Below are 26,230 nucleotides of genomic sequence, written 5' to 3'. Positions count from 1 at the left end.
TTTGAGCCGGGATTTTTGTTATCTTTGTGTACAAAAAAATAGGATTATGGATTTTTACAACATTTTACTTAATGCCCACAAAGGTTTCGGGTATCTTGAAATTCTTTTGGTAACATTATTTGTCATTGCACTTTTAGCTACCATGTTCGGTTTCAGTGGAAAAGTGAACAAATTTTTGAAGAAAACAACGCTTTTCTCGATGATTTTCTTCCACGTTCAGTTTTTATTAGGGATCATTATGCTGATCACCACTTTCAGCAAAGGTTTAAACATGGGAGAAGTAATGAAAAATGCAGCATTAAGATTCCAATATGTTGAACATCCATTCTCTATGCTTATTGCGGCAGTTTTGATGACTATTGTCAACAAAAAAGTAAAATCCAATGATACTATTTCTTTAGGAGTAGTAATTATGGGATTGATTGCAGTAGGTTTATTTGCATTTGCATTCCCTTGGACAAGAGTCTTCGGGGCTTAAAACAGACAAAAAAATTATATGCGTTATAATTTATAAATAGTTTAATCTTAAATTTTTATTTAAATCAATGAAAGTAGCTGTAGTAGGTTCAACAGGAATGGTTGGACAAGTTATGCTTAAAGTTTTGGAGGAGAGAAACTTCCCTGTAACAGAATTAATCCCGGTAGCATCCGAAAGATCTGTAGGCAAGAAGGTGAAGTATAAACAGAAGGAATTTACCATCGTAAGCATGAAGGACGCTATAGCTGCCAAACCGGATATTGCTATTTTTTCTGCAGGTGGATCTACTTCTCTTGAATTCGCTCCTTTATTTGCAGAAGCAGGAACAACAGTAATTGATAATTCTTCTGCATGGAGAATGGATCCTGACAAAAAATTAGTCGTTCCTGAGATCAATGCTGATGTTTTAACAAAAGAAGATAAAATCATCGCAAATCCGAATTGTTCTACCATTCAATTGGTAATGGTTCTTGGTCCATTGAACAAAAAATATGATTTAAAAAGAGTAATCGTTTCTACTTACCAGTCTGTAACAGGAACAGGTAAAGCTGCTGTAGACCAGTTAAACGGTGAAATCAGCGGAGATGAAACTACTGAAAAAGTATATCCATATCAGATCTTCAAAAATGCATTGCCACACTGTGATGTATTTGCTGATGATGATTACACAAAAGAAGAGATCAAACTGATGAAGGAACCTAAGAAAATTTTAGGAGACGATACCTTTAACTTAACAGCAACTGCTGTAAGAGTTCCGGTTCAGGGAGGACATTCTGAAAGTGTAAACATCGAATTCGAAAATGAATTTGAACTGGACGAAGTAAGAAAAATCTTATCTGAAACTCCTGGAGTAATCGTAATGGATGATGTAAAAAACAACCACTACCCGATGCCTCTTTATTCAGAAGGAAAAGATGAAGTTTTCGTTGGAAGGATCAGAAGGGATCTGTCACAGCCCAAAACGCTCAACCTCTGGATCGTTGCAGACAATCTGAGGAAAGGAGCAGCAACAAACGCTGTACAAATTGCAGAATACCTGGTAGCAAACAACTTAGTATAAACTAACAAAAATAAAAAGAGTCTCAGAATTGAGATTCTTTTTTTTATCAAACACTTATATGAATACCCAGAAAAATACCCACAAAGAGAAAATAGGATTTCAAAAGCTTATTGCCGCATTTGGAATTATCCTTTTTATCGGAAAGATCATTGCCTGGAAACTGACTAATTCTGATGCTGTTTTTTCTGATGCCATGGAAAGCATCGTTAATGTCATCAGTGCATTTATGGGATTGTATTCTCTTCATCTTGCAGCGAAACCTAAAGATGATGATCACCCATATGGCCATGGGAAAGTAGAATTCGTGACTTCCGGAATTGAAGGAGCTTTGATCGCCATAGCCGGTGTTATGATTATCTACGAAGGAATTCACAGCCTTATTGTAGGAAAAACACTCAGTAAAATTGATCTTGGGATATGGATTATTGCAGCCACTGCAGTTGTTAATTACCTGCTGGGATATATCTCTATAAAAAAAGGGGAAAGAGAGAATTCTCTGGTTCTTATTTCGTCCGGTAAACACCTTCAGTCCGATACCATTACCACCCTTGGCGTAGTGGCCAGTTTAATCATTGTTTATTTCACCAAAATCTATTGGCTGGATTCTGTAGTAGCATTAAGTTTTGGACTTTATATCATATTTGTAGGCTATAAAATCGTCCGAAAATCTTTAAGCGGAATTATGGATGAACAGGATCCTGAAATATTAAATCAGGTGATTAAAATCCTTGAAGGCAACAGACATGTAGAATGGATTGATGTACACAATATGAAAATACAGCAGTTTGGTGCTTCCCTTCACATTGATGCGCATATTACCCTTCCCTGGTATTATGACCTTCGCGATGCACACAATGAAATGGAAAAAGTAATTCTCCTTCTTGCTAAAAATATAAAACGCAATATTGAATTCAATTTCCATATGGACGACTGTAAACCAATTTCATGTCCGGTTTGTCAGATCAAGGAATGTCCTGTCCGCGAAAAAAAATTTGTTAAACGTGTAGAATGGACTCCGGAAAATGTAACGAGTGTGGATAAACACACAATTGTTGAGGGAGAATAAAAATTCGGATTCTCTTTTCTAGCCTTGTTCACCGCCCATCTTCTTCCTATAATAGAACATCGGTACTATCAATAGTATGATCAAAGGCTGGATGACAAATCTTCTCATATAAAAAGAAAAAAGATATCCTATTTCAAATTTGTTATGAATACAGTACAGGTAAATCGGGAATGTAATAGCAAAAACGACAATCATCATTACAGCTCCCTGTATGGTCCAGTTCTTATTTTTGAATAAACCGTAAATAATCACGCAGGAAAAAAGAAGATTTAAAATACACCTGAATACATGTCCTGCAATCAGTTTTCCCCATTCAAAGGCAGGGAACTCAATATGTTTATTGGCTTCGTGAAAGTAGTCTAAAAATGGGTCATAAAAAAGAGTACCTTCCAAAGCTCTTACCCCTATCAATCCGCATATACCTGCGATAACCAGAAACCAGCTAAGAATTTTCATGTTTTAAGGCAAAAAATTTAATCCAGATCAGCCAAAGGGCAACCACACTTCCATAAATAATGGAAGGAAAAATAAAATCGTGAAACATCTTTCCGTATTCTTTATGATCTGACATGACAATATTCAATCCTATAATTCTTAAAAGATTGATAACATACAATAATACCAGTCCCGCTCCCACAAAAACAAAAGTTTTCGTTCCTTTATAAAAAGCAAAAACAAAAGACACAAATAAAATGATAACAGAAATCGCATTACAACCCTCCACCATTCTCGTCACATAATTCTGTTTAACATAAAACCAAACCTGTTCGTTCTTTAGATCGTCATAAAGTTCTGTAGGGTAACCTATCGAATTCTGAACAGCTGTCACCTGATTGGCTATCATCTTTGAAAAAGAATCCAATCCGGAGTCTTTTCCACTATTCAGATAGAACTGATAGGCAAAGAGCAGCACCAGATATATAATAATAAAACGCAATAAGATACCCAAAACAGGTTTAAAGTCTTTCAGCATACTACAAAGATAAAAATTAGTGTGTAATATCCTGAATTTGAATAAAGAAAGTTAAAAACAAGAGTTCAAACCATATAATTACCAGACTTACATTGAAAATTTTTCACAAAAACAATTAATAAAACCAAAATTCTACATCTCCATGATAATAACTCTTTGATCTTCATCCATCACTTCTTAAATCTATCATTTCCAACTCATGTTAATTTAGTATATTTGTTTCCATATTATGACTTCTGAAAACGCAAAACGATTTTTTGAAAACCATATAGGTAAAAAATCTTCCGAATTCGTCACATTAGCTCAAAGCGGCTCTGCGAGGGTAAATTTTCTGGCCACTGCCGGTACTGAGAAATACATTATCACGTACAATGAAAATATTCCGGAAAATGAAAGTTTTCTTTACTATTCCGAAGTATTCGCTGACCTGAGTCTTAATACTCCTTCCATCCTCGCTGTTTCAGATGACAGGAAGATGTATATCCAGGAATTTTTAGGGCAACAAACACTTTCCGAGGTGATTACAAAAGAACAATTATCGCCCAATATAAAATCTTTGGTTCAGCAGACTTTACAAAAGCTTTACCAATTGCAGCTACAGACTCAGGGGAAAATTGATTTTTCAAAAACCTTTGAATATGAAAGTTATGATGAGCTTCCTGTGATTCATGATCTTTATTATTTTAAAAACTTTGTCGCCGATTTTCTGGAACTTGAGTACAACAAGTCTACTCTTCTTAAAGAATTTAAAAAAATTGCAGTGCTCATTGAGAACCTTGAACCTAAAGGAATTATGATCCGCGATTTTCAGGCAAGAAATATTATGGTGAATGAAAAGAATGAAATCTCTTTCATCGATTACCAATCGGCTATGAAAGGCCCGTTGATGTATGATGTCATCTCTTTTCTTTTTCAGGCTAAAGCTAATTTCCCGGAAGATTTCAAACAGGAAATGCTCGAATATTATATTCAACAGTTTGAAGATCCTGAAACAAGAATCCAACTGAAAAATGCAGTAATGCCTATTCAGATGATGAGATTTTTACAGGTTTTGGGAGCCTATGGATTCCGAGGATTGATTCAGAGAAAGCAGCATTTCATGGCCAGCCTTGAGAAAGGGATACAAAATATTACCCAATTTGCAGACTCATGGGAACAGATGAATAATTATCCGGAACTGAAAAAAGTAATTCAGCAGTTAACGTCTGATAAGGCAAAGCAAAAAATTGAAGAAATAATAAATAAATAAGTCTTCGGCTCCGCTCAGACTGATAGATTGAAAATATTTGAGCAAGCATAAAGCAACTTCAACATAACTAAATAAGCCTTAATGGTTTAAAAATAAAAAATATGCTACACATCGAGATACACAGTTTTTCATACAAAAAAGGAGGAATTCCCAAAGATAATTCCGGAAATGGCGGAGGTTTCGCTTTTGACTGCCGTGGAATCTTAAATCCCGGAAGAATTGAAGAATATAAAATCCAGACCGGAAATGACATCGGAGTTCAGGAATATCTGGAAACCAAAACAGAAATGCCAAAGTTTTTAGAACTTATAAAATCTCTGGTTTCCATCAATATTGACGATTATCTTGCAAGAGGCTTTGAACATCTTCAAATCAACTTCGGATGTACAGGCGGACAGCACAGATCAGTATATTCCGCTATAAAAATTGCAGAATTTATCAGAGAAAAATATCCTGAAGGAACTCAGGTAACTCTTCACCACGATGAACAACCGCAACTGAATAAATAAATGATAATACTTTGTATCATCATTCATCAATTACCATTTATCAATTATAAAAAATGAAAGCTTTAATTTTCGCAGCTGGAAAAGGTACCAGGCTTAAGCCATTTACAGATCATCACCCAAAAGCACTCGCCAAGGTAAATGAAATTCCGCTTCTGGAAAGAAATATTAATTACCTGAAAAGTTTCGGAATAAAGGATTTTGTTATCAACATTCATCATTTTGGAGAACAGATTGTTGATTTCCTGAATAAAAACAATAATTTCGGGTGCAAGATTGAAATCTCTGATGAAACCAATGAACTTCTGGAAACTGGTGGCGGCTTGATATTTGCAAGAAAATTCCTAGATCATGGAGAAGATTTTTTAATCCTGAACGCTGATATTCTAACAGACCTGAACATCAATGCATTGGTAGAATACCACAAAAAGATAAAAGATTTTGCTACTTTAGCGGTTTCGGACAGAGAAAGTTCGAGAAAACTCCTTTTCAATGATGATATGGTTTTGAGAGGCTGGCTGAATGTACAGACTGGAGAACAAAGGTTGGCAGAATTCAATAAAGGTTTTAGAGCCCTTGCATTCAGCGGAATTCATTGTATCAATCCTGTCATCTTCGAAAAAATAAAAAGAACAGGCAAATTCTCTGTTATGGAAGAATATCTGGATCTGATGCAGACCGAGCATATACATGGTTTTGTACACGACAGTATTCTTATTGATGTCGGAAGACCATCCTCCATAATAGAAGCCGAAAAACATTTTAAATAAATTTTTGCAATGGAAATTGATGGAACCAGGGATGAAAGTTTAGTAAATCCAGAATTTGATAGTAACGAAACAAAACTGCATAACAGTTTCAGACAGAAAACCTGGGACGAAACAATCACCAAAGACAGCTGGATGGTCTTCAAGGTCATGGCTGAATTTGTAGACGGCTATGAAAAACTGGCTAAAATTGGCCCATGCGTTTCTATATTTGGCTCTGCCCGACTGAAGCCGGAGAACAAATATTATGAAATGGCGGTAGATATCGCTGAAAAGATCACCAAACTAGGTTTCGGAATTATTACCGGAGGCGGCCCGGGGATCATGGAAGCAGGAAATAAAGGAGCTTTTAATGCCAAAGGGAAATCTATAGGACTTAATATTGATCTTCCTTTTGAACAGCATTTCAATCCTTACATCAACAAATCTTATTCTATGAACTTTGATTACTTTTTCGTGAGAAAAGTGATGTTTGTAAAATACTCTCAAGGTTTCGTAGTAATGCCTGGAGGATTCGGAACACTGGATGAGCTGACTGAAGCGATGACCTTGATCCAAACCAACAAAATTGGAAAATTCCCCATTGTTTTGGTAGGAAGTGAATTCTGGGGTGGATTACTGGATTGGTTTAAAGCAACTCTGTTAAAAGAGGGAATGATTGCGGAAGATGATCTTGATCTTTATCGTGTGGTAGATACGGCTGATGAGGCTGTAGCGCATATTAAAGCCTTTTATGATAAATATTCTGTAAATGTAAATTTCTAATTGGCATATTATTTGTGACTTATAACTAGCAAGTATGATTGTAAATCTATTAATTAAGATGAAAAAACTTTTATATATATCAGGAATTTTAACATTTTTTGTGTTAATGAGTTTTATGTATGTAGACTTTTTCTCTTCAATGACCAAAGTTGACTATATTGATGGAAGCAAGACATTGAAGTTTACCACAAAAATGAATACAAGCCATATCTCTGATGCTATTAAAATCAACCCTAACACGGCAGGATTTGAAGCAGAGGTAAAAAAATATGTGAACAATAATTTTGATGTTTTTGTCAATGGGTCTCCCAAAACGATTACCTTCACAGGAAGTCAGGTCAGTGGAGAAACTGTATGGGTATATTTTGAAACCGGAGGTGTTTTGGATATCAATACCTTAAAGATTAAAAATACGATCCTTTTAAGCGCTTTTCCTAAGCAGATCAACCTGGTAAACATTGCCTACAAAGGCAGCCAGAAAACAATGAACTTCCAAAGAGGAAAAGAAGTGAATGAGGTTTCTTTTTAAACGAAAATTAGATTTAACCATTATAAAATGGGTGCCCTGTAAAGTTGAACTTTTCAGGGTATTTTTTTGAAGCTTTAAAAAGTCACTAAAAAGAGATTAATTAAGTACAAATACGTAATCCAAAATTTCAGCATTTTCACTCTACTATTTTCATTTTCAGCCATGTACATTTGTATTGTAATTACAACTCAATCAGTGAAGCCGTATCACTTTAATAACGGGGCGGAATCTGAAAAGCCCAATGAGTAAGAAAACACCAAACAAAACTAAATATCATGGAAGATATAGAACTAAAATCATCCAGTCAGGAAATTGATGTCCTGATCGTTATTGACACGGATTATGTAAGAGGAACGTATAAAAATCCAAGTACAGACCCTAATAATCCTACCGGAATTGATCATAACAGCCAACATATGATTGTTTCCAATGCCAACGCTATTTCCGGACAAGGTACAGCTGATCTGAACTTCAGTGCAAGAGCCGGAGATATAGTTTCTTTCAGAGGAACATCAATCTATCAAAATTCTGATGATGCTGTGATCATCTACAATATTAAATACTGGTCCGGTGATCAGGTTTTTAACAGCTTTATGTACAATTCTGTGGAAAGAAAGAAGGCTGCCGTGCCCAATCTGAATTCTCAAAACGGTCTTCCTGCCGCCAGCGCTGATATTACTTTTGCGAGTATCGATTCTAAAGTAAAAGCTACAGGAACAGAGAATTTCTATGTACAGTTTGGACTTTATATTTTAGATCCGAATGACAGTAACAAACAGATTCTGTACGGTTACTTTTACTGGGATCCAACAATTACGGTTAAATAAAAGAAAATAAAAACCACTGCATTTAGATAGACTGCAGTGGTTTTTGCTTTTTAATATCTCAAAATCCCGTAGACCATAAAAGAATATCAAGGTCCAACTCACTTATATTAAAATCATTCTGATGATCTTTAAAACCAGGCTTGTCTTTCAGTTCTTCAATAGCTTTTTCTGCTTTTTTTAAAGATGAAAATACTCCGATATATCTTTCGTCATCCAGAAAAGTATGTATTGTATAATAATGGCTGACACTGAAAACCGTATTTAAGCCTAATTCTTTTATTGAAATACAGTTGGCATCTATGTCGTCACCTTTTTCAATGTAGTCACGTCCAATTTCACCAATGACCTCCAGAAATCCTTCATTCCAATGTATCTTATCCAGAATATAACAATCGGCAACAAATGATTCGGGATAATCTCTAAATCCAGGAAGAACAACTGCTTTGGCTTTCAACTTTTCTAAGTTTTCAACACTATTAGAAAATCCAAGAAATTTAGTATCTGTATGGGATTCATCGGTGTAAGTATGATTTAATGCATAAATGAAATATTCCATCTTAATATAGTTTCTGTTTTTAGAGATAAAAGTATTAAATCCTTAATTGATTTAATATCCACTATTAAAATAAAATCGGGCAGCTTTCAAGCTGCCCGATTTTTATAAAGTGTATTAGAATATATTTTATCCTAATGAATTACTCAATTTTGATGTTATCAATCTGAAGATCATACACACCGTCTTTTCCTGTTTTAAGGGCAAACATTGGTTTTCCAGCGGTAGTATTAAGATCGGTAAGGCCTGTAAGCGTAAGCTCAATCAGTCTCCATTGTCCGTTCGTATTGATAGATCCGTTATATGAATTCGTACTTTCCGGGCTTAAAGTAGCACCTGTAGAGAATGTTGCTAAATTGAATGTATAGAAAGCAGAGGTATTAGGAGCTAATGGTGTTGCTCTGTATACGTTGAAAGAAAGGGATTTTCCTGATGCAGTACCTTTAATATACATTGTAATTCTCTTTGGAGCTGCTGGTATTCCTGACGCAGCATTTGCTGTAAATACATAATCATTATTGGCAGGTGTACCTTTAATCTGAAGGGAGTTTGTATCATTATATCCCAAACCAATACCCTGAGAGGCATAAGACATAAGTCCAAAGCTATTTAAACTTGACAGGAAAGATGGCCAGTTCTCAAAATCAGAGCTCGGGAAAAGATTGACAGCATTAGCAGATGGAAGTTCCGGCTGACCTGGAGTGAATCTGGCATTCGGGAAATTAATATCATTAAGATCTCTTATATAAGCCTGATCTGTAAAAACCGTTGTGTTATTTGAGCTTGTAAAACGGCTCAGAAGAAGAACGATATCACCACTTTTTTCATATTTAGGAGAGATAGGAGATTTCGCAAACGTTGAATAGTTGCTGAAACGAAGATCTAATCTACCTGCTTTTTTATCCGTAATATAACGATCACCTGTTGCAGATTCGTCAGCAAAATTTTTGGTCAGTTCAGGCTCTTCAAACTGAACATTTTTAATTTTCACAAGCTGATTGATATGAGCACCGTTTTTCAAAGCATCAGAGATAGAGTTGAACTCTAATGGCTTCATTGCAGCTACTACAGGCTTTTGTCCGTCGCAAACTCTTGCCATGTAATTGGATAGTTTATTAGGGTTGATTCTTCCAATAGGATAGTTAGGGTCATAAGAACCTACTTTAATGTTTCCATTAACTCCCTGAACGATCAATCCTTTCAGGTTGATTCTTACTAAAGCTCCAATAGGATAATCAAGATACTGATTTCCCCCATCGATATCAATTTCAATCCCTTGTGTCGGGTTTTCAGGTTTATCCTGAAGAAACATCATTTTGTAAAGATTTGAAGACTCATCACTTGAAGAGACATAAGCTTCTACGATGAAATCTTCCTTAATGATGTCGGCTTCTCCTGGTTTTGCCTTTGCAATAGTTACAATTTCTGATAACTGGTGATTAGCTGCAGCAAATTTGTTGGTACATTTGATTTCCGGTACCTCATAATCATCAGTTTTTACACAAGACGAGAATGCCAGCATTGAAATAGCACTAAAGATCGCCGCTTTAAAATATATATTTTTCATTGTTTTCGATTTTTAATTTTAGTTTTTTAGAATCTGAATTGAAGATTAACAAAATAAGATCTACCCTGATTATACCAATACTTTGGAGCGAATACCATATTTCCGCTGTCGTAATCATTTGCATAATCAATATAGTTAACGTTTCTGGTCTGCTCAAATCCTCCTGTAATATAATTTCTGTTATTAAGGATGTTATTAACCGATGCAGACAGCAATACATAATACTTACCTATCATCCAGGACTTCCCTGCATTAACATTGAAGAAGAATGCCGAAGGAAGCTTTGTAGGCGTAAGAACTCTTGCAAGTTCTTCATCAGTTACCTGATCATAAGGAACTCCAGGTGTATTAGGATTGGTATAGAATCTTGCGGTTCTTGTTACCGGAGATGGATCTAAGAATGAATGCCCGAAATAGTTCCATGTTGCTCCTACCCACCAATATTTAGGACTGCTGTAACGAAGACCTAAAGTATATGCCTCCTGAGGAGTTCCGCCTTGTCTGTAATTTTTAAGCGTTGCTTCGCCCATATTGGTATAAGATCTTGATACGATATTTCCGTTCCCGTCAAGCTCTCTGAACGTTCCAACAGCATCAGATGCAAAATAAACGGTAGGATTATTAGTATAAGTGTATTGTCCTAAGCTTAATAAACCACTTGCCGTTAAAGTAGGCGTCACTTTTACCTGTGCACCAAGTTCAATCCCCATATTTCTCTTATTGGCTCCTGCCAGTACCTGCGTAATGAAAGCACCATCCTGAACCGGAGCCTGATCACCACTCTCAGTAAGGTTTGTCAGTTTAACTCCCTGTGCGAAATATCGTTGTACACTTGTTTCGTTTTGGGTGTTAACAAGATAACCGGTCAGTCTAAGTTTAACAATCGGAGTAGAGATTACATAGCTCAGGTCATTGGCATCAACAACAACATTTTTGATACCAGGAGTGGTAACACCACTTACTCTTGTATTAAAGTAAATATCATTCAGGAAAGGAGACTGCGAGAAGTAAGCTCCGTTATAAACCAGGAAGTTTCTTCCATTGATTTTATAAGTAACCTGACCTTTAACGCCTGCATTCCAGAAATTCTGATCTGCACCTTTACCATAAGAAGACTCATACAGGTAGTGTTGGAATAATCCTTCTCTGCTGTTTGATGTATATCCAAATAATCCGGAAATAAAAACATCAAATTTTCCGGTGGAGAATTTGAAAGCAGGATTTATTTTGAATTCCTGTCTTCTGAAGATATAGCTGTACCCGATTTTATCCCCTTCTCTTTTGGCAACATCAGTATCGCTTTCTCTTGTATTGAATTTTCCCCAAACACTTCCTGCCGTGGTATTGGATGCAAATGGATCCATATTTAGGGCAAAATCAGCTCCTAATAGGTCATTCACTTCTCTGTACTGCTCAGATCTGTAGTTTTGGTAAGATAAGTTTAAAATAAAACGGGAAGTATCTGTGAAGTTATAAGTATAGTGCGTAGATACATTCCATACCTTATCATCTTTTACATCATCTACAAGATAGTAAGCGGCTCTTCTTCCGCCCAATAATGTATTGTATTCTACATTTCGGTTGGCATTATAAAGATTATCCCAGTTGATCTGTGTGTGTGACTGGTCATCATTGGTCCACCAGTCTCTTGTGATTCCGATGTTGGCAGCCTGCTCCGGAGACGGATCTTTATAGTTTAACCAATAGCTTGGCAGATTACGGTAATAAGTTGGAGACGGGTTATTAGCTCTGTACCAATCCAATCTTGAACTGTATTCTTTCCCAAACTGGTAAGAAACAGACGTCCATAACTGAGAGTTTTTATTGATTTTCCAGAAATCCTGTAATTGGATCATCGGCTGGAAACCTCTTTTCACTCTTTCATTTCTTTTATCTCCGTTTTGCCATCCCCAGTAAGAGTTGTAATGAACACCTCTGAAGTCATATACTTCCTGAGTACTTGGACTTGAAGAGCTTCTGGCATATTTAGAACCAATGGCATTTAAGGTCATGGTATGGCTGTCGCTGAATTTCTTCTCAATACCGACATATCCACTGTATGCATCATAAGCGGTACCATCCTGAATCCCTTCCTGTGCCCATCTCCTTGCGATCATTCCTGTAAATGCCCATCCGTTCTTATTCATTCCGGATGAAAATCTGTAGGATAATCTGTTGGTATAATTTCTGTTGGTCAGAGAGTATGTCAACTGGCTCCCTTTTCTGTACTCGCTGGCTTTTGTATTTTTATAAAATACTCCCGTAGTTCCTCCGAAGGCATATTCCGAAGGGGCATGGTTAGCTGCAATTTCCGGGTAACGGGTAATTTCGTTCAACCCTCCCCAGGTACTGAAGTCTACATCTCCATTATCAGCTGCAGCCATAGAAACCCCATTGATCATGTTCTCACCTGTTCTGCTATCAATTCCTCTTGGACGGAACCAGTACGGTCCTAAATCAAAACTTGCAATTCTGCTGAAAACATCCTGAGAAGATTGTAATAAACCTACCGTGGCCGTTTGCTGTGCACCACCGCCATCACTTTCTCCAGAATCTTCTATGATAGCTAACCCTTGATCAGCACCATTCAGTGCAGAATAAAGAGTAATTACTCCAAGATCTTTTCTTTTCTCATCACTGGTTACGTCAAATTCAAAAATTTTAGTTTCAAAATTGGGTTTTGTAACCATAATCTGATAATGTCCAGGCATCAAATCTTTAAATTGGAAATATCCGATTTTGTCTGCCTTTGCATCATTTCCTGCTCCTTTTAAATCTACATTTGCTTGCTCAACAGGCTTGCCATCCGCATCCTTAAGATACGCAAACACAGTTGTCTGCGCATAATAATAGGACGCAGGCAGCAAAGTAAATAAAGAGATCAATGATAATTTTTTAATCATGAGTATATTTATTTTTTAATACTTTTATTGTTAATTTTCAACAGTTTAAAAGTTGGGGGCACAAAATTAATCAAATTTTGCAATTCAGAACTTTTTTAACGTTATTTTTCCTTAACATTGCAATCTTTTAAGAATCATTATAAAAGAGAGCTTCAAATTACTGCTTTTAAATTTACAAATATTTAAAACGCAGCAAGTTAAAAAAAAGTAAATTTGTAATTAATAGTATAATAAAACTCCAAAGAGATGAAGAGATTTTCGAGTCTGTTTGCCCTGTTTATTTCGATCGTGGCATTCTCCCAACAACAAGGAAAACTAAGAAAAGTAGCAACCGTAGGTTTCTTAAATGTAGAAAACCTTTGGGATACTATCCGCTCAGCTGATTATATTGATGGAACCAAAGACATTAAAAACCCTGCTTTCCACAGAAGTATCCCTATGGATTCTATTCAGTTTCTGGAAGCAGAAAAATACGACGGACCCTGGAGTGACGGTGCATTAAAAGGGAAAAAAGCAGTAAGAATTCAAAGTGGTTCTGAAGAATTTACTCCTAAAAGTGCTAAGAACTATGGATCGAAAATTTATAAGGCAAAACTGGCTAACGAAGCAAAGGTGATTTCTGAAATGGGAGCACAATATACCAAAACAGCTCCGGCAGTAGTAGGCTTAATCGAGGTTGAAAACAGACAGGTCATTCAGGACCTTGTGAACGAACCTGCTTTAAAGAAATATGACTACGGAATTATTCATTACAACTCTTATGACTATAGAGGAATTGATGTGGCATTGATCTATCAGAAAAGAAGGTTCACCCCTACCAATTCATTAAAAAAAGAACTGGTAATTTACGGTGACAACGGAAAAAGAGAATACACAAGAGATATCCTTGTCGTAACAGGATTTCTGGACAATGAAAAAGTAGCATTTTTTATGAACCACTGGCCTTCAAGAAGAGGTGGTGAAGCAATTTCTTTACCTAAAAGAAATGCTGCGGCTGCCTTATTAAAACAGCAGATGGACAGCGTAAGGACTGCAGACCCTACTACCAAACTTTTTGCTATGGGTGACTTTAACGACGATCCTGTAAGCCCAAGTTTAAAAAACCATTTGAAAGCCCAGGCCAATCCAAAAGATTTAAGCGAGGAAACTCCTTATCTTAACCTGATGTATCCTTTATATAAGAAAGGAGTTGCTTCTTTGGCTTATCAGGATGCTCCCAACCTGTTTGACCAGATTATTGTTTCTAAAAACGTAATTTCAGATCAGGTAACTAAAGAATATTCTGTGTACAAAGCAGAAATTTTCGCTCCAGCTTATCTTGTCAATAAAGAAGGAAATTACAAAGGATATCCTTTCAGATCATGGAATGGAGATCAGTTTACAGGAGGCTACAGTGACCACTTTCCTGCATTTGTAGTTCTTCAGAAAGAACCATAAAAAAGTTAGGCACTCTTATTGGAGTGCTTTTTTTATATAAATACCTATATCATGAAAAGTATTATTTTATTAGTAATGATTGCATTGGTACCTTTCAGCTGTTTTTCTCAGGAAACACCAAAGAAAGATAAAGAGCAACATGAAATGAAGCCTTCTAAAAATGAAGACGGAGAATGGGACCTTACGGTTATCGATACCCAATTCGATTATTTTCTGAGCGCTGTTGCCAGACCTATCAGCCAGTACACAGAATCTTATCTGAAGACAAAAAACACATTTTTGGTCAATGAGTGGAACAGCTATTATCATTCCGGCAGATACAGAAATATTATTGAATCCGGAATCGATTATGATCCTAAGGAAAATTACGGAATCAAGTTTGAATATAAATTATACCAGGTTTTCGCCTATGTAAACTGGAAGTATAAGCTAAGATTGAATGGATTATCCGGAAGCGATGCAATAAGGTAAATTTAAAACATCCTCAATAAAAAGGTTCAAAGTAATTTTGAACCTTTTTTATATAAATGCTGTTTAAATTCCATTGAAATACTCAATAAAAAGTCTTTCTTAATAGTATTTGGAATTTCCGTAGTAAAATACAAACTTTTAATTTAACGATGCGAAAACAACTAAAAAACAGAGATTTAACATAAAAAAAAGTTCACAACAAATTGATTTTATTTTATATTTTAGTAATGAATTAAAAAACTCATTATGAAAAAAATTATTTTATTAGCAGCTTTCGGAGTTGCTGGATTAGTAAACGCTAAAAGCACAGTAGCATCAAATCTTTATTCCAAAGTTACAGAAATCAACGAAGAGGAAAAGGAAAACAAAGTAAAAGCATTTGGATGTATGCAAGTTTTTATTCAAACATCTTGCGGACTTAATTCATACACAACATGGTGTAGCGAATGGGGAACCGAGTGTTTAATGAGCGATGCAGAAGCCGTTGAACAAATTAACTGTCATCAGTAATCAAAAAAATAACTCAGATAGTAAATAAACTATCTGAGTTTTATAATTATGTAAAAAATGAAAAAATTATTACTACTATTTATTATTAGCATAACAACTTTCATTCAAGCACAAGAAGTGAAATCAAGTACAGTATTTTATTATAAGTACACGTTCATGCGTGATTCCTTAGATAAAGACCGGAAATTTGAAGAGACGATGGTACTACTTTCAGATGGTAAAGAATCTATCTATAAAAGCTTCTCAAAAATGCGTAGAGATTCAATCGTACAAAGCAACTTTGACAAAGGAAATTACACTATAAACTTTGCTTCTATGCCTCAAGCAAGGGTAAATCATGAGGTATTTTACAGTATAGACAAAAAAATCAAAGTACTTGATAAAATTGTCAATAAGTTTTACGGATATCCCGCCGAAACAATACACTGGGCAATAGAAAATGAGAAAAAGAAAATAGGTGAATTTAATTGTCAGAAAGCAGTTTGTATGCTCGAAAACAGAAAGTTTACTGCTTGGTTTACTTCTGACATACCATCTCATGATGGACCATTTCGATTTAAAGGACTCCCAGGACTGATTATTGAAGTGTATGATTTAAACCATTATTTTACATTTAGTTTGGTTGGTGTTAAGAAACAAAGTTTGAATATAACCTTACCAAAAAATTTTATTGAAACAACAAAAGCAAATTTCATTAAAGAAAGAAACGATTTTTACGCTGATCCTGCTGGAAAAGCTAAAATGTATATGGGGAATAGTGTTCAATTAGCAGACCCAAAAGTTATTAACGAAAAATTTAAAAAAGATAATCTATTCATAGATTAAAGGAAAAAGGAGACTGTCTAAAAGCACCTTTCTCTCAGACTCTTGTGTGACAAATTTTGTCATTTAAGAAATTCTCAGAGTGTTGGTCTACCTTTTGAGACAGTCTCCTTTTAATTTTTATAATAGCTGAAAATTATTTATTGAATAATTCCTCTACTTTATCCCAGTTTACTACATCAAAGAATGCAGAAACATAGTCAGGTCTTCTGTTTTGGTAGTTTAAATAATAAGCGTGCTCCCAAACGTCTAATCCTAAAACCGGAGTTCCTTTAACGTCTGCTACAGGCATTAATGGGTTGTCCTGGTTGGGTGTAGAAGAAACAGATACAGAACCGTCAGCATTTTTAACTAACCAAGCCCATCCTGAACCGAATCTTGTTTTAGCAGCCTCAGAAAAATCAGTTTTGAATTTATCAAGACCTCCGTAATTTTCGATAGCAGCCTTTACATTTCCTACAGGCTCTTTGCTCCCTCCAGGAGTTAAAATTTCCCAGAATAGAGTGTGGTTGAAGTGACCTCCTCCGTTATTTCTTACTGCTGGCTTGTCAGTTCCTGTCTGGCAGATTTCTTCAATAGTTTTTCCTGCTAATTCAGTTCCTTCAATTGCTTTATTTAAATTGTCAATATATGCCTGGTGGTGTTTTGTATGGTGGATTTCCATAGTTCTTGCATCGATCGTTGGCTCTAATGCATCATATGCATATCCTAGTTTTGGTAATTCAAATGACATAATCTTTATTTTTAATGTTATACTTCAAAATTAGCCAATATTTAAGGTATTATCAAGGATTGTGGATTACTTTAATAAATCTTTAACATTGATATATTGATTTAGAATGAATTAAGTTTTAATTTTTTTATCATATTAATAAAAAGCACGAACCCCAATGATCCGTGCTTTCTATTTAACAATATTAAATTAAATTTATTTATTCATAGACATCAGGAATTCCTCATTATTCAGAGTTCCTTTGATGTTTTTATTAACAAATTCCATAGCTTCTACAGGATTCATTTCAGAAAGATATTTTCTGAAGATCCACATTCTCTGAGAAGTTACTTCATCCAGAAGCAGATCATCTCTACGTGTACTGGAAGAAATAAGGTCAATAGCAGGATAAATTCTTCTGTTCGCAATTTTTCTGTCCAGCTGAAGTTCCATGTTACCCGTACCTTTGAATTCTTCAAAGATAACTTCATCCATTTTAGATCCTGTATCAATTAATGCAGTCGCAATGATTGTCAGAGATCCTCCTCCTTCAATTTTTCTTGCCGCACCGAAGAATCTTTTTGGCTTGTGAAGAGCATTGGCATCTACTCCACCGGAAAGTACTTTACCAGATGCAGGCGTTACGGTGTTGTAAGCTCTTGCTAATCTTGTAATAGAATCCAGTAAGATCACTACATCATGTCCGCATTCTACCATTCTTTGTGCTTTTGCAAGAACAAGGTTGGCTACTTTCACATGTTTTTCTGCTGCTTCATCAAATGTAGAGGCAATTACTTCTGCATTTACGCTTCTTTCCATATCAGTAACCTCTTCCGGACGTTCATCAATCAAAAGAACCATCATATATACTTCCGGGTGATTGGCTGCAATAGAATTAGCAATATCTTTCAGCAACATCGTCTTACCTGTTTTAGGCTGTGCAACGATCATTGCTCTCTGACCTTTTCCAATAGGTGCAAATAAATCTACAATTCTCGTAGAAATGGTAGAATTGCTTCCTGCCAAATTGAATTTTTCTTCCGGGAAAAGCGGAGTAAGATATTCAAAAGCTACACGGTCTTTGATGAATGCAAGATCACGTCCGTTTACTTCTGTAGGTTTTAACAATGAAAAGTATTTCTCTCCTTCTTTTGGAAGTCTTACAATTCCTTTCACTGTATCTCCGGTTTTTAACCCATAATTCCTGATCTGTGCTGTAGATACATACACATCATCCGGAGAAGAGATATAGCTGAAATCTGAGGAACGTAAAAATCCGTAGTTATCCGGTAAGATTTCCAAAACACCTTCAATACTTACCAATCCATCGAAATTGAATTCTTTTTTATGCTCGTTCTGCTCCTCTGCCTTTTCAGAATGTCTGTTTTGATTCTGATTTTGGTTTTGATGCTGCTGATGCTGATGTTGTTGGTTTTGATTTTTATGTTGGTTTCCACTGTTCTGTGGATGGTTGTGTCCTTTTTGGGGTCTGTTAGCCTGTGGTTGTTGAGGATTAGTAGGCTTTTCTTCGGCCTGAACAGGCTCTTGAGGTTCTGTGTTTTTTGGAGTTTCAGTTCTTTCCTGAGATACTTCTGCATTTCCTGAATTGGTAGAAACTCTTTTTCTTTTCTTTTTTGCCTGAGCAGTTGCTGCTGATTCTTCTGTTACCGTTGCTACAGTGGTTTCAGCTTTTGGTTCTTCCGGTTTTATGTCTTCAGAAGCAGCTACCTTTTCTTCTACTATTTCCTCTGTTTTAGTTTCTACCGGAGCTTTTGCTGGTGCTTTTGGCTTGGCTGCTGTTTTTTTCGGGGCAGCTTTTTTTGCCGGGGCTTTGGCAGGTTTTTCTGCTGGAGCCTCTTCAGTATTTACACTGGCGGTTTCTGTGGCGTTGAAATAATCTTTTGCAACTTTAGGGTTAGAAGCCTGAAAGTCAAGAATAGCAAAGATCTTGTCATTTTCATTGCTGGTTCTTGCAACTTTAACGCCCAAATCTTTTAAGATTTTAGTCAGTTCCGTTACGGATTTTGACCTTAACGTTTCTATGTTAAACATATTTAATGTAAAAATGTAATTAATTGTGAGTAAGAAAAGTAAGTCCGGTGACTTTTGTTTTCAAGTACATTGTATAATGCAAATCTACACTTATTTTTGAATTGTGCAAAATTTATATTATTTTTGCCAAGAATTTAATATTCAATGCTACAGAGAATACAAACAATATGGACTTTATTAGCAGTTTTAGCTGCTGTTTTCCTTTTTATAACAGGACAGGATGTTGTCATTTCAGACAGTATTCCTTTACTTAATATAAGCTGTATAGTACTTGTTATTATTGGAGCATTAAGTATTTTCAGTTTCAAAAACAGAAAAAGACAAATTTTGCTGAATACCATCAGCATCATTATAAACGCTTTGTTGATTGGTGTATTGGCGTACTGGTTACTAAACTTATCCGGAGGAATTCAGATTCCTGAGAAGGGTATTGAGCCGATTTTCCCATTGATTGCGGTAATCTGTCTGCTTATGGCAAACATTTACATCCGTAAAGATGAGAGGCTCGTAAAATCTGTAGACAGACTTCGATAGCCTTACAACGATTTTTTGAGTGAGAACAGCTTCTTTTTAGGAGCTGTTTTTTTTGTTATCCATTCTTAAATTAATTTATGTAAATTCATTGCAACTTTTTGATTAAAAACACGACATATCATATAATTTTAACAAAAGACAATGAAAAAGCTAACGTATCTTACTTTATCCCTATTCTCAATATTTTCCTTTGCACAGGAAGTTTCCAAAGAAAGAGTAAAAACAGTTCTTTCCACTCTCGCTTCAGATGAAATGAAAGGCCGTGAAATCGGAACTCAGGAAAATGAAAATGCAGCTAATTATATCGCGAAACTTTTCAAAGAAAATAATCTGGAATACTGTACCGGAAAATCGTATCTGGTGCCTTTTGACTACAATGGAAAGACTGTATACAATGTTTGCGGAATCAAAAAAGGAAAGTCAGATCAGTATCTGGGTTTTTCAGGGCATTTTGATCATATCGGAACCAGTGATAAAAGCGGAGACAATATTTATAACGGAGCAGATGATGACGCCAGTGGAATCACTACTCTGGTAGGTATTGCTGATTATTTTAAAAATAAAAAACCGGAATTCTCTATGGTGTTCATGGCATTCAATGGAGAAGAAAAAGGAATGCTGGGTTCAAGAGCGATTTCAACAGATAAAAATCTGGATCACATTTATAATAAAATGACTGCTCTTTTCAATTTTGAAATGGTTGCTACAGAATCTCAATGGGGAAAAAATGCATTATATATGACAGGTGACGGATTCTCAGATCTTGATGAGCTTTTCAATCAGAATGCAGTAAACGGATTAAAAATCAATGCTGATCCCTATGCAAAACAGCAGCTATTCTACCGTTCAGACAACGTAAGCTTTGTCAAAAAGAAAATCATTGCCCATTCATTTTCTACTGTTGATATGACCAAAGCGTCTCATTATCACCATGAAAATGATGACATCAACGTTGTAGATTTTGATAATATGACTCAGATCATCAATAATTTGGCAAAAACACTTGACAAACTGAGTCCTAAAAATTTTGCTCCGAAGTACAATGATCAAGTGAAATTTTAAGTAAAATCATTATAAAAAACTGCTCTTTCAGCAGTTTTTTTTATTATACAGCAAGACCTTACGATCTCCTGTTCTTAAGCCAAGTTCAGGCTTATTTACGCAAAAAAATAATGCTTAATAGTGCTGAGTTGTAACAAAAAGACACTTTTTGAAACTTATCCAGTAAAGTAAAACAGGATTAAGAACGTCTTATCTTTTAATTTTACGTAATTTTGCTATCCAATTTTTTCATTGAATGAACCAATATATTAAAATACTAAAGTTCGCAAGACCCCACCAAAAATACATCTACGGAAGTTTGTTTTTCAATCTTATGTATTCTGTATTTCAGATTGCTTCCTTAGGGACTATTCTACCTGTTTTGGGAATGCTTTTCGGAACCATTGAGGCTAAAAAATACAGCCATCCACCTGTGTATTCGGGAGAAATTTTAGATTTTTTCTCCTACGCAAAAGAATATGCCAATTACTATGTTCAGAGTTTAGTAACCCAGTATGGAGCACTTAACGTTTTGGCGTGGCTTTGTGTGGTAACAGCGTTTATGTTTTTACTGAGAAACCTTTTCAGATATTTAGGTTCATTTTTATTGATCAATTACCGTGTAGGGGTTACTAAAGACCTTCGTGGAGCAATGTACAGAAAGATTCTTGCTTTACCTGTTTCCTTTTTTACAGAAAGCAGAAAGGGAGATCTGATGTCTCGTATGTCCAATGATGTGGGTGAAGTTGAAGGGAATATTTTAGGAAGTTTAGTTGAATTAATCAATGCACCTTTCATGCTGATCAGTACACTGGTAACGCTTTTCTTTTTAAGTACAGAGATGACGCTTTTTTCTCTTTTAGTATTGCCTGTCATGGGAACCATGATTGCTTTAATAGGAAAAAGTCTGAAAAAAGATTCTCATCAGGCTCAAAATGAGATGGGGAATATTTTCTCAATCGTAGATGAAACACTAAAATCTACAAAGGTAATTAAGATTTTCAGCGCAGAAAAAATAATGGACAACCGTTTTATGCAGTCTATGCAGAAATGGATCAACAGCTCCATAAATTTAGGAAGAAAAAAAGAACTGGCCTCTCCTATGAGCGAATTTTTAGGATCGGTGACGTTCTTGATTATCGCCTGGTACGGTGGAAAGCAAATCATTGTAGAACAAAGTATTTCACCTGCAGATTTTTTGGTTTTCCTGGGTATTTTCTTCCAGATTTTACCTCCTGTGAAAAGTTTATCTCAATCTATTTCGAATGTTCAGAAGGGTGAAGCTTCTCTTGAAAGAGTTTTAGCTATTCTTGATGCTGATGTGAAAATTGACGAAGTACCCAATCCTGTTTCTATCTCAACATTAAAGCATTCTATCGAATTTAATAATATTGGTTTTTATTACGATAAAGATCATACGATTCTTAAAAACTTCTCCCTTTCTATTCCAAAAGGAAAAACTGTTGCTCTTGTTGGGCAAAGTGGAAGTGGTAAAACAACTATTGCTAATCTTTTAGCAAGATTTTATGATGTTTCGGAAGGAGAAATTCTGATTGACGGAACAGATATCAAACATTTAAAGCTACAAGAATACCGTAAGCTATTGGGAATGGTAACCCAGGAATCTGTATTATTCAATGATTCGGTTTACAATAATATTCTTATGGGTAAACCTGATGCCACCAGAGAAGAAGTGATTGCAGCCGCTAAAATTGCCAATGCTGATGCATTTATCAACACACTTCCTGAAGGATATGATTCCAATATCGGGGATGACGGAGGTAAACTTTCCGGTGGTCAGAAACAAAGGGTTTCTATTGCCAGAGCAGTATTGAAAAACCCACCTATCATGATTCTGGATGAAGCTACCTCTGCACTGGATACGGAATCTGAAAGATTCGTACAGGATGCTCTGGAGAAAATGATGGAAAACAGAACTTCTTTAGTCATTGCCCACCGTCTTTCCACCATTCAGAAAGCAGATTGGATTGTAGTGATGGAAAAAGGTGATATCGTGGAACAAGGAACCCACCACGACCTGATTGCAAAAAGAGGAATGTATCACAAACTTGTTGAACTTCAAAACTTCGACTAATCTTTTAATTGAATTAAAATGAACCCTATACAAGAGTATTTCTACAGAATCGAAGAGCCTGAAAGAAGTACTCTTTTATTTTTACGTGACACGATCTTAGCTTCAGATCCGGAAAACATTACAGAAACATTTAGTTTCGGTCTTCCGTTTATCAAATACAAAAAGAAAATGCTGTGCTATTTCTACTACAGCAAAAAATACAAAAAGCACTACCTGAGCTTTTATCATGGTGATAGACTTGATTATCCAGAACTGATCCAGGACGGCAGAAAGAAGTTTAAAATCCTTCTTATTGATACGGAAGACGATATTCCCGTAGAATTCATATTAAAACTTGTACAGGAAGTTAAAAGACATATAAAATAAAAACTCCGGCACGAATAATCGTGCCGGAGTCATCTTTAAAAACCTTTTATCATTGTGTGTTTATTCCGTTAAATTCCGCCTGCTTTATTGCCCAGGCAATCATATTGGCAAAAAGGATTGAATTCTGAACCTGCATTCCTCCAGTTGTATATCCGTTTCCAGCATAGCCATAAGAAGACTTCTGAACTGGGAAATATCCTCCTGTACTTGGTGCTACAAAAGGTTCTATTGTATTACTCGGATATTGATTTCCATTGGCATTTTCATTACTTAGAAAGCCGCCATCCCCAAACCATACAAAGTTTAAACTTGTATTTCTTAATCCTGAAATTCCTGTTCTGGCAGTTGTGCTGTTGATAGGCTGCGCATAACTGTATGGAACAAATCCACTTGTCAGGCCTGAAATATTTACTGTGGTAGAAGCATCTTCACCCCAGTTTTTCCCTCTTACATCTCCAAAAGGCCCGTTAAGGATAGGATCATCATTATTGGTAAGAGCATACACAGATCCAGCACCGCCTCCATAAGATGCTGAAATGGTAGGATCAGAGAATATTCCTCTGAATAGATTCTGTGCTGTGCCCGTATCATCCGTCATCGCAATGACAACTCCTCTTTTATTAAGATAAGAAGCAATATAACCTGCATCTGTAGCATTAGGTGTATAGTTGTAGCCAATGACAACAATATCCGGCTTATTGTTAAGCGCTGTCTGAAGGGCAGTTGATGAAGGGGAATTTCCCAAAGAAGTATGGGTAAAACCTTCATATTTAACAATACTGGAAGCAGCAGTACCAAAATTTGTGGGAGAATCCATCAGACTTCTTGAGGGACCGGTATAGGCGCTATAACCGTACGCTGTTTCTAATCCGATATGGAGAACTGTTTTTTTAGGAATTACAACCACTACATTTACAGAACATGTTGTAGATACTCCCCCTTGACTGTCAGAAGTAATAGTAATTGTCTTCACTGATGTAGAAGTTGGGGTTCCCGTTCCTCCTAACGTAATATTCTGATTTCCTGTAGACGTAAATGTACCTGAACCACTGAAGGAAATTCCGTCAACGGTATTGGTAGTAATCGTGTAACTTCCCAACGCTGAAACATTCACAGGTAAGGTAATTGTATTCGAAGCTGTTAGGGCTGTCCCCACTTTGTATACTCCATTTACTGTTGCAGTACCACAGCTCATGGTATATGTACCTGCAGGACTTAGCACCGTAATAGAAATAGCTGGAGTACAAGTTACTTCAGTTCCGTTGGCTTCAAGAACTACATTATCCGTCTGAATATTCTGGGGAGTTCCCTGTCCCGGAATCTGTATGGTTTGTGTTCCGGCATTTAAAAATACACCTGTTCCATAAAAATTGTATCCGTTTGTGGTAGTTCCTGAAATGGTATAATTACCCGGTTTGGTTACATTCACGGCAATGCTTAGATAATTTGAGTTGGTAAGCTCTTTTCCTTTTACATAGCTACCCATGGCTTTGGACGTGGAGCAATCTATGGTAAAAACAGCTTTTCCCATCTGTCCGCAGACACTTTTCCATTCGTTATCCGCACGGCTCCAGTAATTGAAACAGTCTTCTGTGGTGTTGTAAATCGTCAGACCATCATCATTGGATTGATTGATTACAATTGCATTTCGCTGTGCTTCAGTTAAACGAGGAATAAGGACTCCTTTATTATTATTTCCTGAAACAACATCCAAAACGGAATTAGCGTTCGGGGTTGTAGTATTAATCCCTACTGCACCATTATTGGTTTGAGAAAAAGATTTTCCAAAAACAAAGAGCATTGCGATGAACAAGGCTTTGATTGAAGGCATTGTAAATTTTGTTTCCATCATTGTAATAAGTTATAGTTGTTTGATAATTAAAATTTTAACCTGAACATTTAACTTCCACAAAATTATCAAGCACAGACGATTACAAATTAATTCCCGCTACGCAATACTACTCACGCGTAGTAAAACTCACAAATGCCAATAACTTATCATCACATTCAATACAAATAAAAAAGTTGAGTTATAAAAAACTCAACCATAAATTTAAAAACAAATTCAAAACAGCATAAAATCAATTCTTTCTAATGTAATAGAAAAAAAATAAAACAATTAGATTAAACAGAATACAATACTTTTTATAATTTAAAAATGGTTTTCCATCTGGCAATTGTATTTCGGCTTATCTTAAAATGATGACTCACCTGAAGATTAGTCAGTCCATTTCTTTTTTGGTAAGTGAGAATCCTAAGAATAGATTCCTGATCATAAGACCGAAGCTTCTGATTATTAAGGCTAACCGTATATTCAGCCTCTCCAAAAATCAGCTGGTTAAATTTCAGAATATCAAAAGCTGATTGCAATGTTTCCAGCTTAAGTTTTATAGCCGCATCCAGTAATTTCTCTGGAAATTTTTCTTCAAGAATGTCGGTATAAATCTGCTTATAATCTGGTATCATATTATATCTTTTTCATCCATTTAAATAAAGTGGTTCTGGGTATTTTATACCTTTCAACCACATCATTGGCCGTCATTTTTCCTGTATTTATTCTTTCCAGCACAAAATCCTTCACTTCCTGTGTATAGATACTCTTTCTGAAAACCATGGTTTCTCCTTTATGCCGGAATGTATTATCAACTCTTGAACCTGGCGAGTATAAAATCAGATGTCCTGTATAGAACCTAAAAAAATCGAATTTTAAAAGCTTACACCATTTCAGAAGAACATCGGTATCCATACTTTTGGCATGATACATCCTCTCTACTTCGTCTTCCGGCCTGTTTAAAAACCTGGAAATTCTTTCTATTGAAATCTGACACTCTTCTACTTTAGCCTGGATAAGGTTTCCAATATGAATGTTCTTAATATTCATCACAATGCTTTTAAGTAAAAATATTGATAAGAAAATCAAAAAACACCATCGGAAGCTACTCAACAC

Annotated in this window: 27 protein-coding genes; 17 read left to right on the top strand and 10 right to left on the bottom strand. The window is 35.8% G+C overall.

Going from position 1 to position 26,230, the window contains the following annotated elements; translation table 11 throughout:
* Positions 1–46 precede the first annotated feature (46 nt).
* From RHP76_RS16630 to RHP76_RS16620, 3 genes are all read left to right on the top strand, one after another.
* Positions 47–478 carry a hypothetical protein gene (locus tag RHP76_RS16630; RefSeq protein ID WP_311228615.1) on the top strand — a complete coding sequence of 144 codons (432 nt, stop codon included), beginning with the start codon at positions 47–49 and terminating at the stop codon, positions 476–478.
* Between the two features lie 67 nt (positions 479–545).
* Entirely contained in the window at positions 546–1,538 is a 993-nt protein-coding gene (locus RHP76_RS16625; RefSeq protein WP_062673335.1) for an aspartate-semialdehyde dehydrogenase, read from the top strand.
* A 58-nt stretch (positions 1,539–1,596) separates the two neighbouring features.
* Positions 1,597–2,604 (top strand): cation diffusion facilitator family transporter, encoded by a 1,008-nt coding sequence (locus RHP76_RS16620; protein ID WP_277693790.1) that lies wholly within the window; start codon positions 1,597–1,599, stop codon positions 2,602–2,604.
* A gap of 18 nt (positions 2,605–2,622) precedes the next feature.
* On the opposite strand, the gene RHP76_RS16615 is transcribed toward RHP76_RS16620, so the two are convergent.
* Positions 2,623–3,060: an exosortase F system-associated membrane protein gene (locus RHP76_RS16615; RefSeq protein ID WP_311228614.1), complete on the bottom strand. Its 438-nt coding sequence runs from the start codon at positions 3,058–3,060 to the stop codon at positions 2,623–2,625.
* A complete protein-coding gene (xrtF, locus tag RHP76_RS16610; protein ID WP_062673329.1) occupies positions 3,047–3,577 on the bottom strand; it encodes an exosortase family protein XrtF in 531 nt (176 codons plus the stop codon). Before xrtF ends, RHP76_RS16615 begins: the two co-directional genes overlap by 14 nt.
* A gap of 229 nt (positions 3,578–3,806) precedes the next feature.
* Here xrtF and RHP76_RS16605 point away from each other — a divergent pair, with 229 nt between their 5' ends.
* The 6 genes from RHP76_RS16605 to RHP76_RS16580 all read left to right on the top strand — a co-directional run bounded on the left by RHP76_RS16605 (position 3,807) and on the right by RHP76_RS16580 (position 8,220).
* Positions 3,807–4,826, top strand: a complete 1,020-nt coding sequence (locus RHP76_RS16605; RefSeq protein WP_120232503.1) for an aminoglycoside phosphotransferase family protein — start codon at positions 3,807–3,809, stop codon at positions 4,824–4,826.
* A 101-nt stretch (positions 4,827–4,927) separates the two neighbouring features.
* Entirely contained in the window at positions 4,928–5,335 is a 408-nt protein-coding gene (locus tag RHP76_RS16600; protein ID WP_062673324.1) for a RapZ C-terminal domain-containing protein, read from the top strand.
* A gap of 53 nt (positions 5,336–5,388) precedes the next feature.
* On the top strand, positions 5,389–6,102 hold the full coding sequence (locus RHP76_RS16595; RefSeq protein WP_062673322.1) for a nucleotidyltransferase family protein: 714 nt from the start codon (positions 5,389–5,391) through the stop codon (positions 6,100–6,102).
* 9 nt (positions 6,103–6,111) lie between these two features.
* The gene (locus RHP76_RS16590) at positions 6,112–6,864 is read left to right on the top strand and encodes an LOG family protein (RefSeq protein ID WP_062673320.1); all 753 of its coding nucleotides are present in this window, start codon (positions 6,112–6,114) and stop codon (positions 6,862–6,864) included.
* 58 nt (positions 6,865–6,922) lie between these two features.
* On the top strand, positions 6,923–7,393 hold the full coding sequence (locus tag RHP76_RS16585; protein ID WP_311228613.1) for a DUF6702 family protein: 471 nt from the start codon (positions 6,923–6,925) through the stop codon (positions 7,391–7,393).
* A 275-nt stretch (positions 7,394–7,668) separates the two neighbouring features.
* The gene (locus RHP76_RS16580) at positions 7,669–8,220 is read left to right on the top strand and encodes an inclusion body family protein (protein WP_311228612.1); all 552 of its coding nucleotides are present in this window, start codon (positions 7,669–7,671) and stop codon (positions 8,218–8,220) included.
* Between the two features lie 58 nt (positions 8,221–8,278).
* On the opposite strand, the gene RHP76_RS16575 is transcribed toward RHP76_RS16580, so the two are convergent.
* From RHP76_RS16575 to RHP76_RS16565, 3 genes are all read right to left on the bottom strand, one after another.
* Complete coding sequence (locus tag RHP76_RS16575; protein ID WP_062673318.1) at positions 8,279–8,776, bottom strand: DUF7336 domain-containing protein; 498 nt, start codon at positions 8,774–8,776, stop codon at positions 8,279–8,281.
* Between the two features lie 139 nt (positions 8,777–8,915).
* On the bottom strand, positions 8,916–10,340 hold the full coding sequence (locus RHP76_RS16570; RefSeq protein WP_120232500.1) for a DUF5689 domain-containing protein: 1,425 nt from the start codon (positions 10,338–10,340) through the stop codon (positions 8,916–8,918).
* A 26-nt stretch (positions 10,341–10,366) separates the two neighbouring features.
* Positions 10,367–13,243, bottom strand: a complete 2,877-nt coding sequence (locus tag RHP76_RS16565; RefSeq protein ID WP_311228611.1) for a carboxypeptidase regulatory-like domain-containing protein — start codon at positions 13,241–13,243, stop codon at positions 10,367–10,369.
* A 246-nt stretch (positions 13,244–13,489) separates the two neighbouring features.
* Between RHP76_RS16565 and RHP76_RS16560 the strand changes: the two genes are divergently transcribed.
* The 4 genes from RHP76_RS16560 to RHP76_RS16545 all read left to right on the top strand — a co-directional run bounded on the left by RHP76_RS16560 (position 13,490) and on the right by RHP76_RS16545 (position 16,486).
* A complete protein-coding gene (locus RHP76_RS16560) occupies positions 13,490–14,680 on the top strand; it encodes an endonuclease/exonuclease/phosphatase family protein (protein ID WP_216443471.1) in 1,191 nt (396 codons plus the stop codon).
* 51 nt (positions 14,681–14,731) lie between these two features.
* A complete protein-coding gene (locus tag RHP76_RS16555) occupies positions 14,732–15,151 on the top strand; it encodes a DUF6146 family protein (RefSeq protein WP_062673311.1) in 420 nt (139 codons plus the stop codon).
* 246 nt (positions 15,152–15,397) lie between these two features.
* The gene (locus RHP76_RS16550; RefSeq protein ID WP_311228610.1) at positions 15,398–15,661 is read left to right on the top strand and encodes a hypothetical protein; all 264 of its coding nucleotides are present in this window, start codon (positions 15,398–15,400) and stop codon (positions 15,659–15,661) included.
* Positions 15,662–15,718: 57 nt separating this feature from the next.
* On the top strand, positions 15,719–16,486 hold the full coding sequence (locus tag RHP76_RS16545; protein ID WP_311228609.1) for a GLPGLI family protein: 768 nt from the start codon (positions 15,719–15,721) through the stop codon (positions 16,484–16,486).
* 133 nt (positions 16,487–16,619) lie between these two features.
* Here RHP76_RS16545 and RHP76_RS16540 read toward each other — a convergent pair whose 3' ends face one another.
* Together RHP76_RS16540 and rho are read right to left on the bottom strand one after the other, a co-directional pair.
* Entirely contained in the window at positions 16,620–17,216 is a 597-nt protein-coding gene (locus RHP76_RS16540; RefSeq protein ID WP_062673307.1) for a superoxide dismutase, read from the bottom strand.
* A 195-nt stretch (positions 17,217–17,411) separates the two neighbouring features.
* Positions 17,412–19,247 (bottom strand): transcription termination factor Rho, encoded by a 1,836-nt coding sequence (gene rho / locus RHP76_RS16535; RefSeq protein ID WP_062673305.1) that lies wholly within the window; start codon positions 19,245–19,247, stop codon positions 17,412–17,414.
* Positions 19,248–19,391: 144 nt separating this feature from the next.
* Here rho and RHP76_RS16530 point away from each other — a divergent pair, with 144 nt between their 5' ends.
* The 4 genes from RHP76_RS16530 (at position 19,392) to RHP76_RS16515 (ending at position 23,283) form a co-directional block, all read left to right on the top strand.
* Entirely contained in the window at positions 19,392–19,781 is a 390-nt protein-coding gene (locus tag RHP76_RS16530) for a DUF4293 family protein (protein ID WP_062673303.1), read from the top strand.
* A 141-nt stretch (positions 19,782–19,922) separates the two neighbouring features.
* Positions 19,923–20,843 carry a M28 family peptidase gene (locus RHP76_RS16525; protein WP_276833004.1) on the top strand — a complete coding sequence of 307 codons (921 nt, stop codon included), beginning with the start codon at positions 19,923–19,925 and terminating at the stop codon, positions 20,841–20,843.
* A 235-nt stretch (positions 20,844–21,078) separates the two neighbouring features.
* Positions 21,079–22,917 carry an ABC transporter ATP-binding protein gene (locus tag RHP76_RS16520; RefSeq protein WP_120232495.1) on the top strand — a complete coding sequence of 613 codons (1,839 nt, stop codon included), beginning with the start codon at positions 21,079–21,081 and terminating at the stop codon, positions 22,915–22,917.
* Positions 22,918–22,935: 18 nt separating this feature from the next.
* The gene (locus RHP76_RS16515; RefSeq protein ID WP_120232494.1) at positions 22,936–23,283 is read left to right on the top strand and encodes a DUF1801 domain-containing protein; all 348 of its coding nucleotides are present in this window, start codon (positions 22,936–22,938) and stop codon (positions 23,281–23,283) included.
* Between the two features lie 49 nt (positions 23,284–23,332).
* Here RHP76_RS16515 and RHP76_RS16510 read toward each other — a convergent pair whose 3' ends face one another.
* The 3 genes from RHP76_RS16510 to RHP76_RS16500 all read right to left on the bottom strand — a co-directional run bounded on the left by RHP76_RS16510 (position 23,333) and on the right by RHP76_RS16500 (position 26,164).
* On the bottom strand, positions 23,333–25,135 hold the full coding sequence (locus RHP76_RS16510; protein WP_120232493.1) for a phage tail-like protein: 1,803 nt from the start codon (positions 25,133–25,135) through the stop codon (positions 23,333–23,335).
* A 293-nt stretch (positions 25,136–25,428) separates the two neighbouring features.
* Positions 25,429–25,749, bottom strand: a complete 321-nt coding sequence (locus RHP76_RS16505; RefSeq protein ID WP_120232492.1) for a helix-turn-helix domain-containing protein — start codon at positions 25,747–25,749, stop codon at positions 25,429–25,431.
* Between the two features lies 1 nt (position 25,750).
* Positions 25,751–26,164, bottom strand: coding sequence for a transposase (locus RHP76_RS16500; protein ID WP_311228608.1), 414 nt, complete (start codon positions 26,162–26,164; stop codon positions 25,751–25,753).
* Positions 26,165–26,230: the final 66 nt, after the last annotated feature.

Source organism: Chryseobacterium sp. SG20098 (assembly GCF_031844745.1).
Lineage (GTDB): Bacteria > Bacteroidota > Bacteroidia > Flavobacteriales > Weeksellaceae > Chryseobacterium > Chryseobacterium cucumeris.
This window is presented reverse-complemented; position numbering and strand designations above follow the sequence as displayed.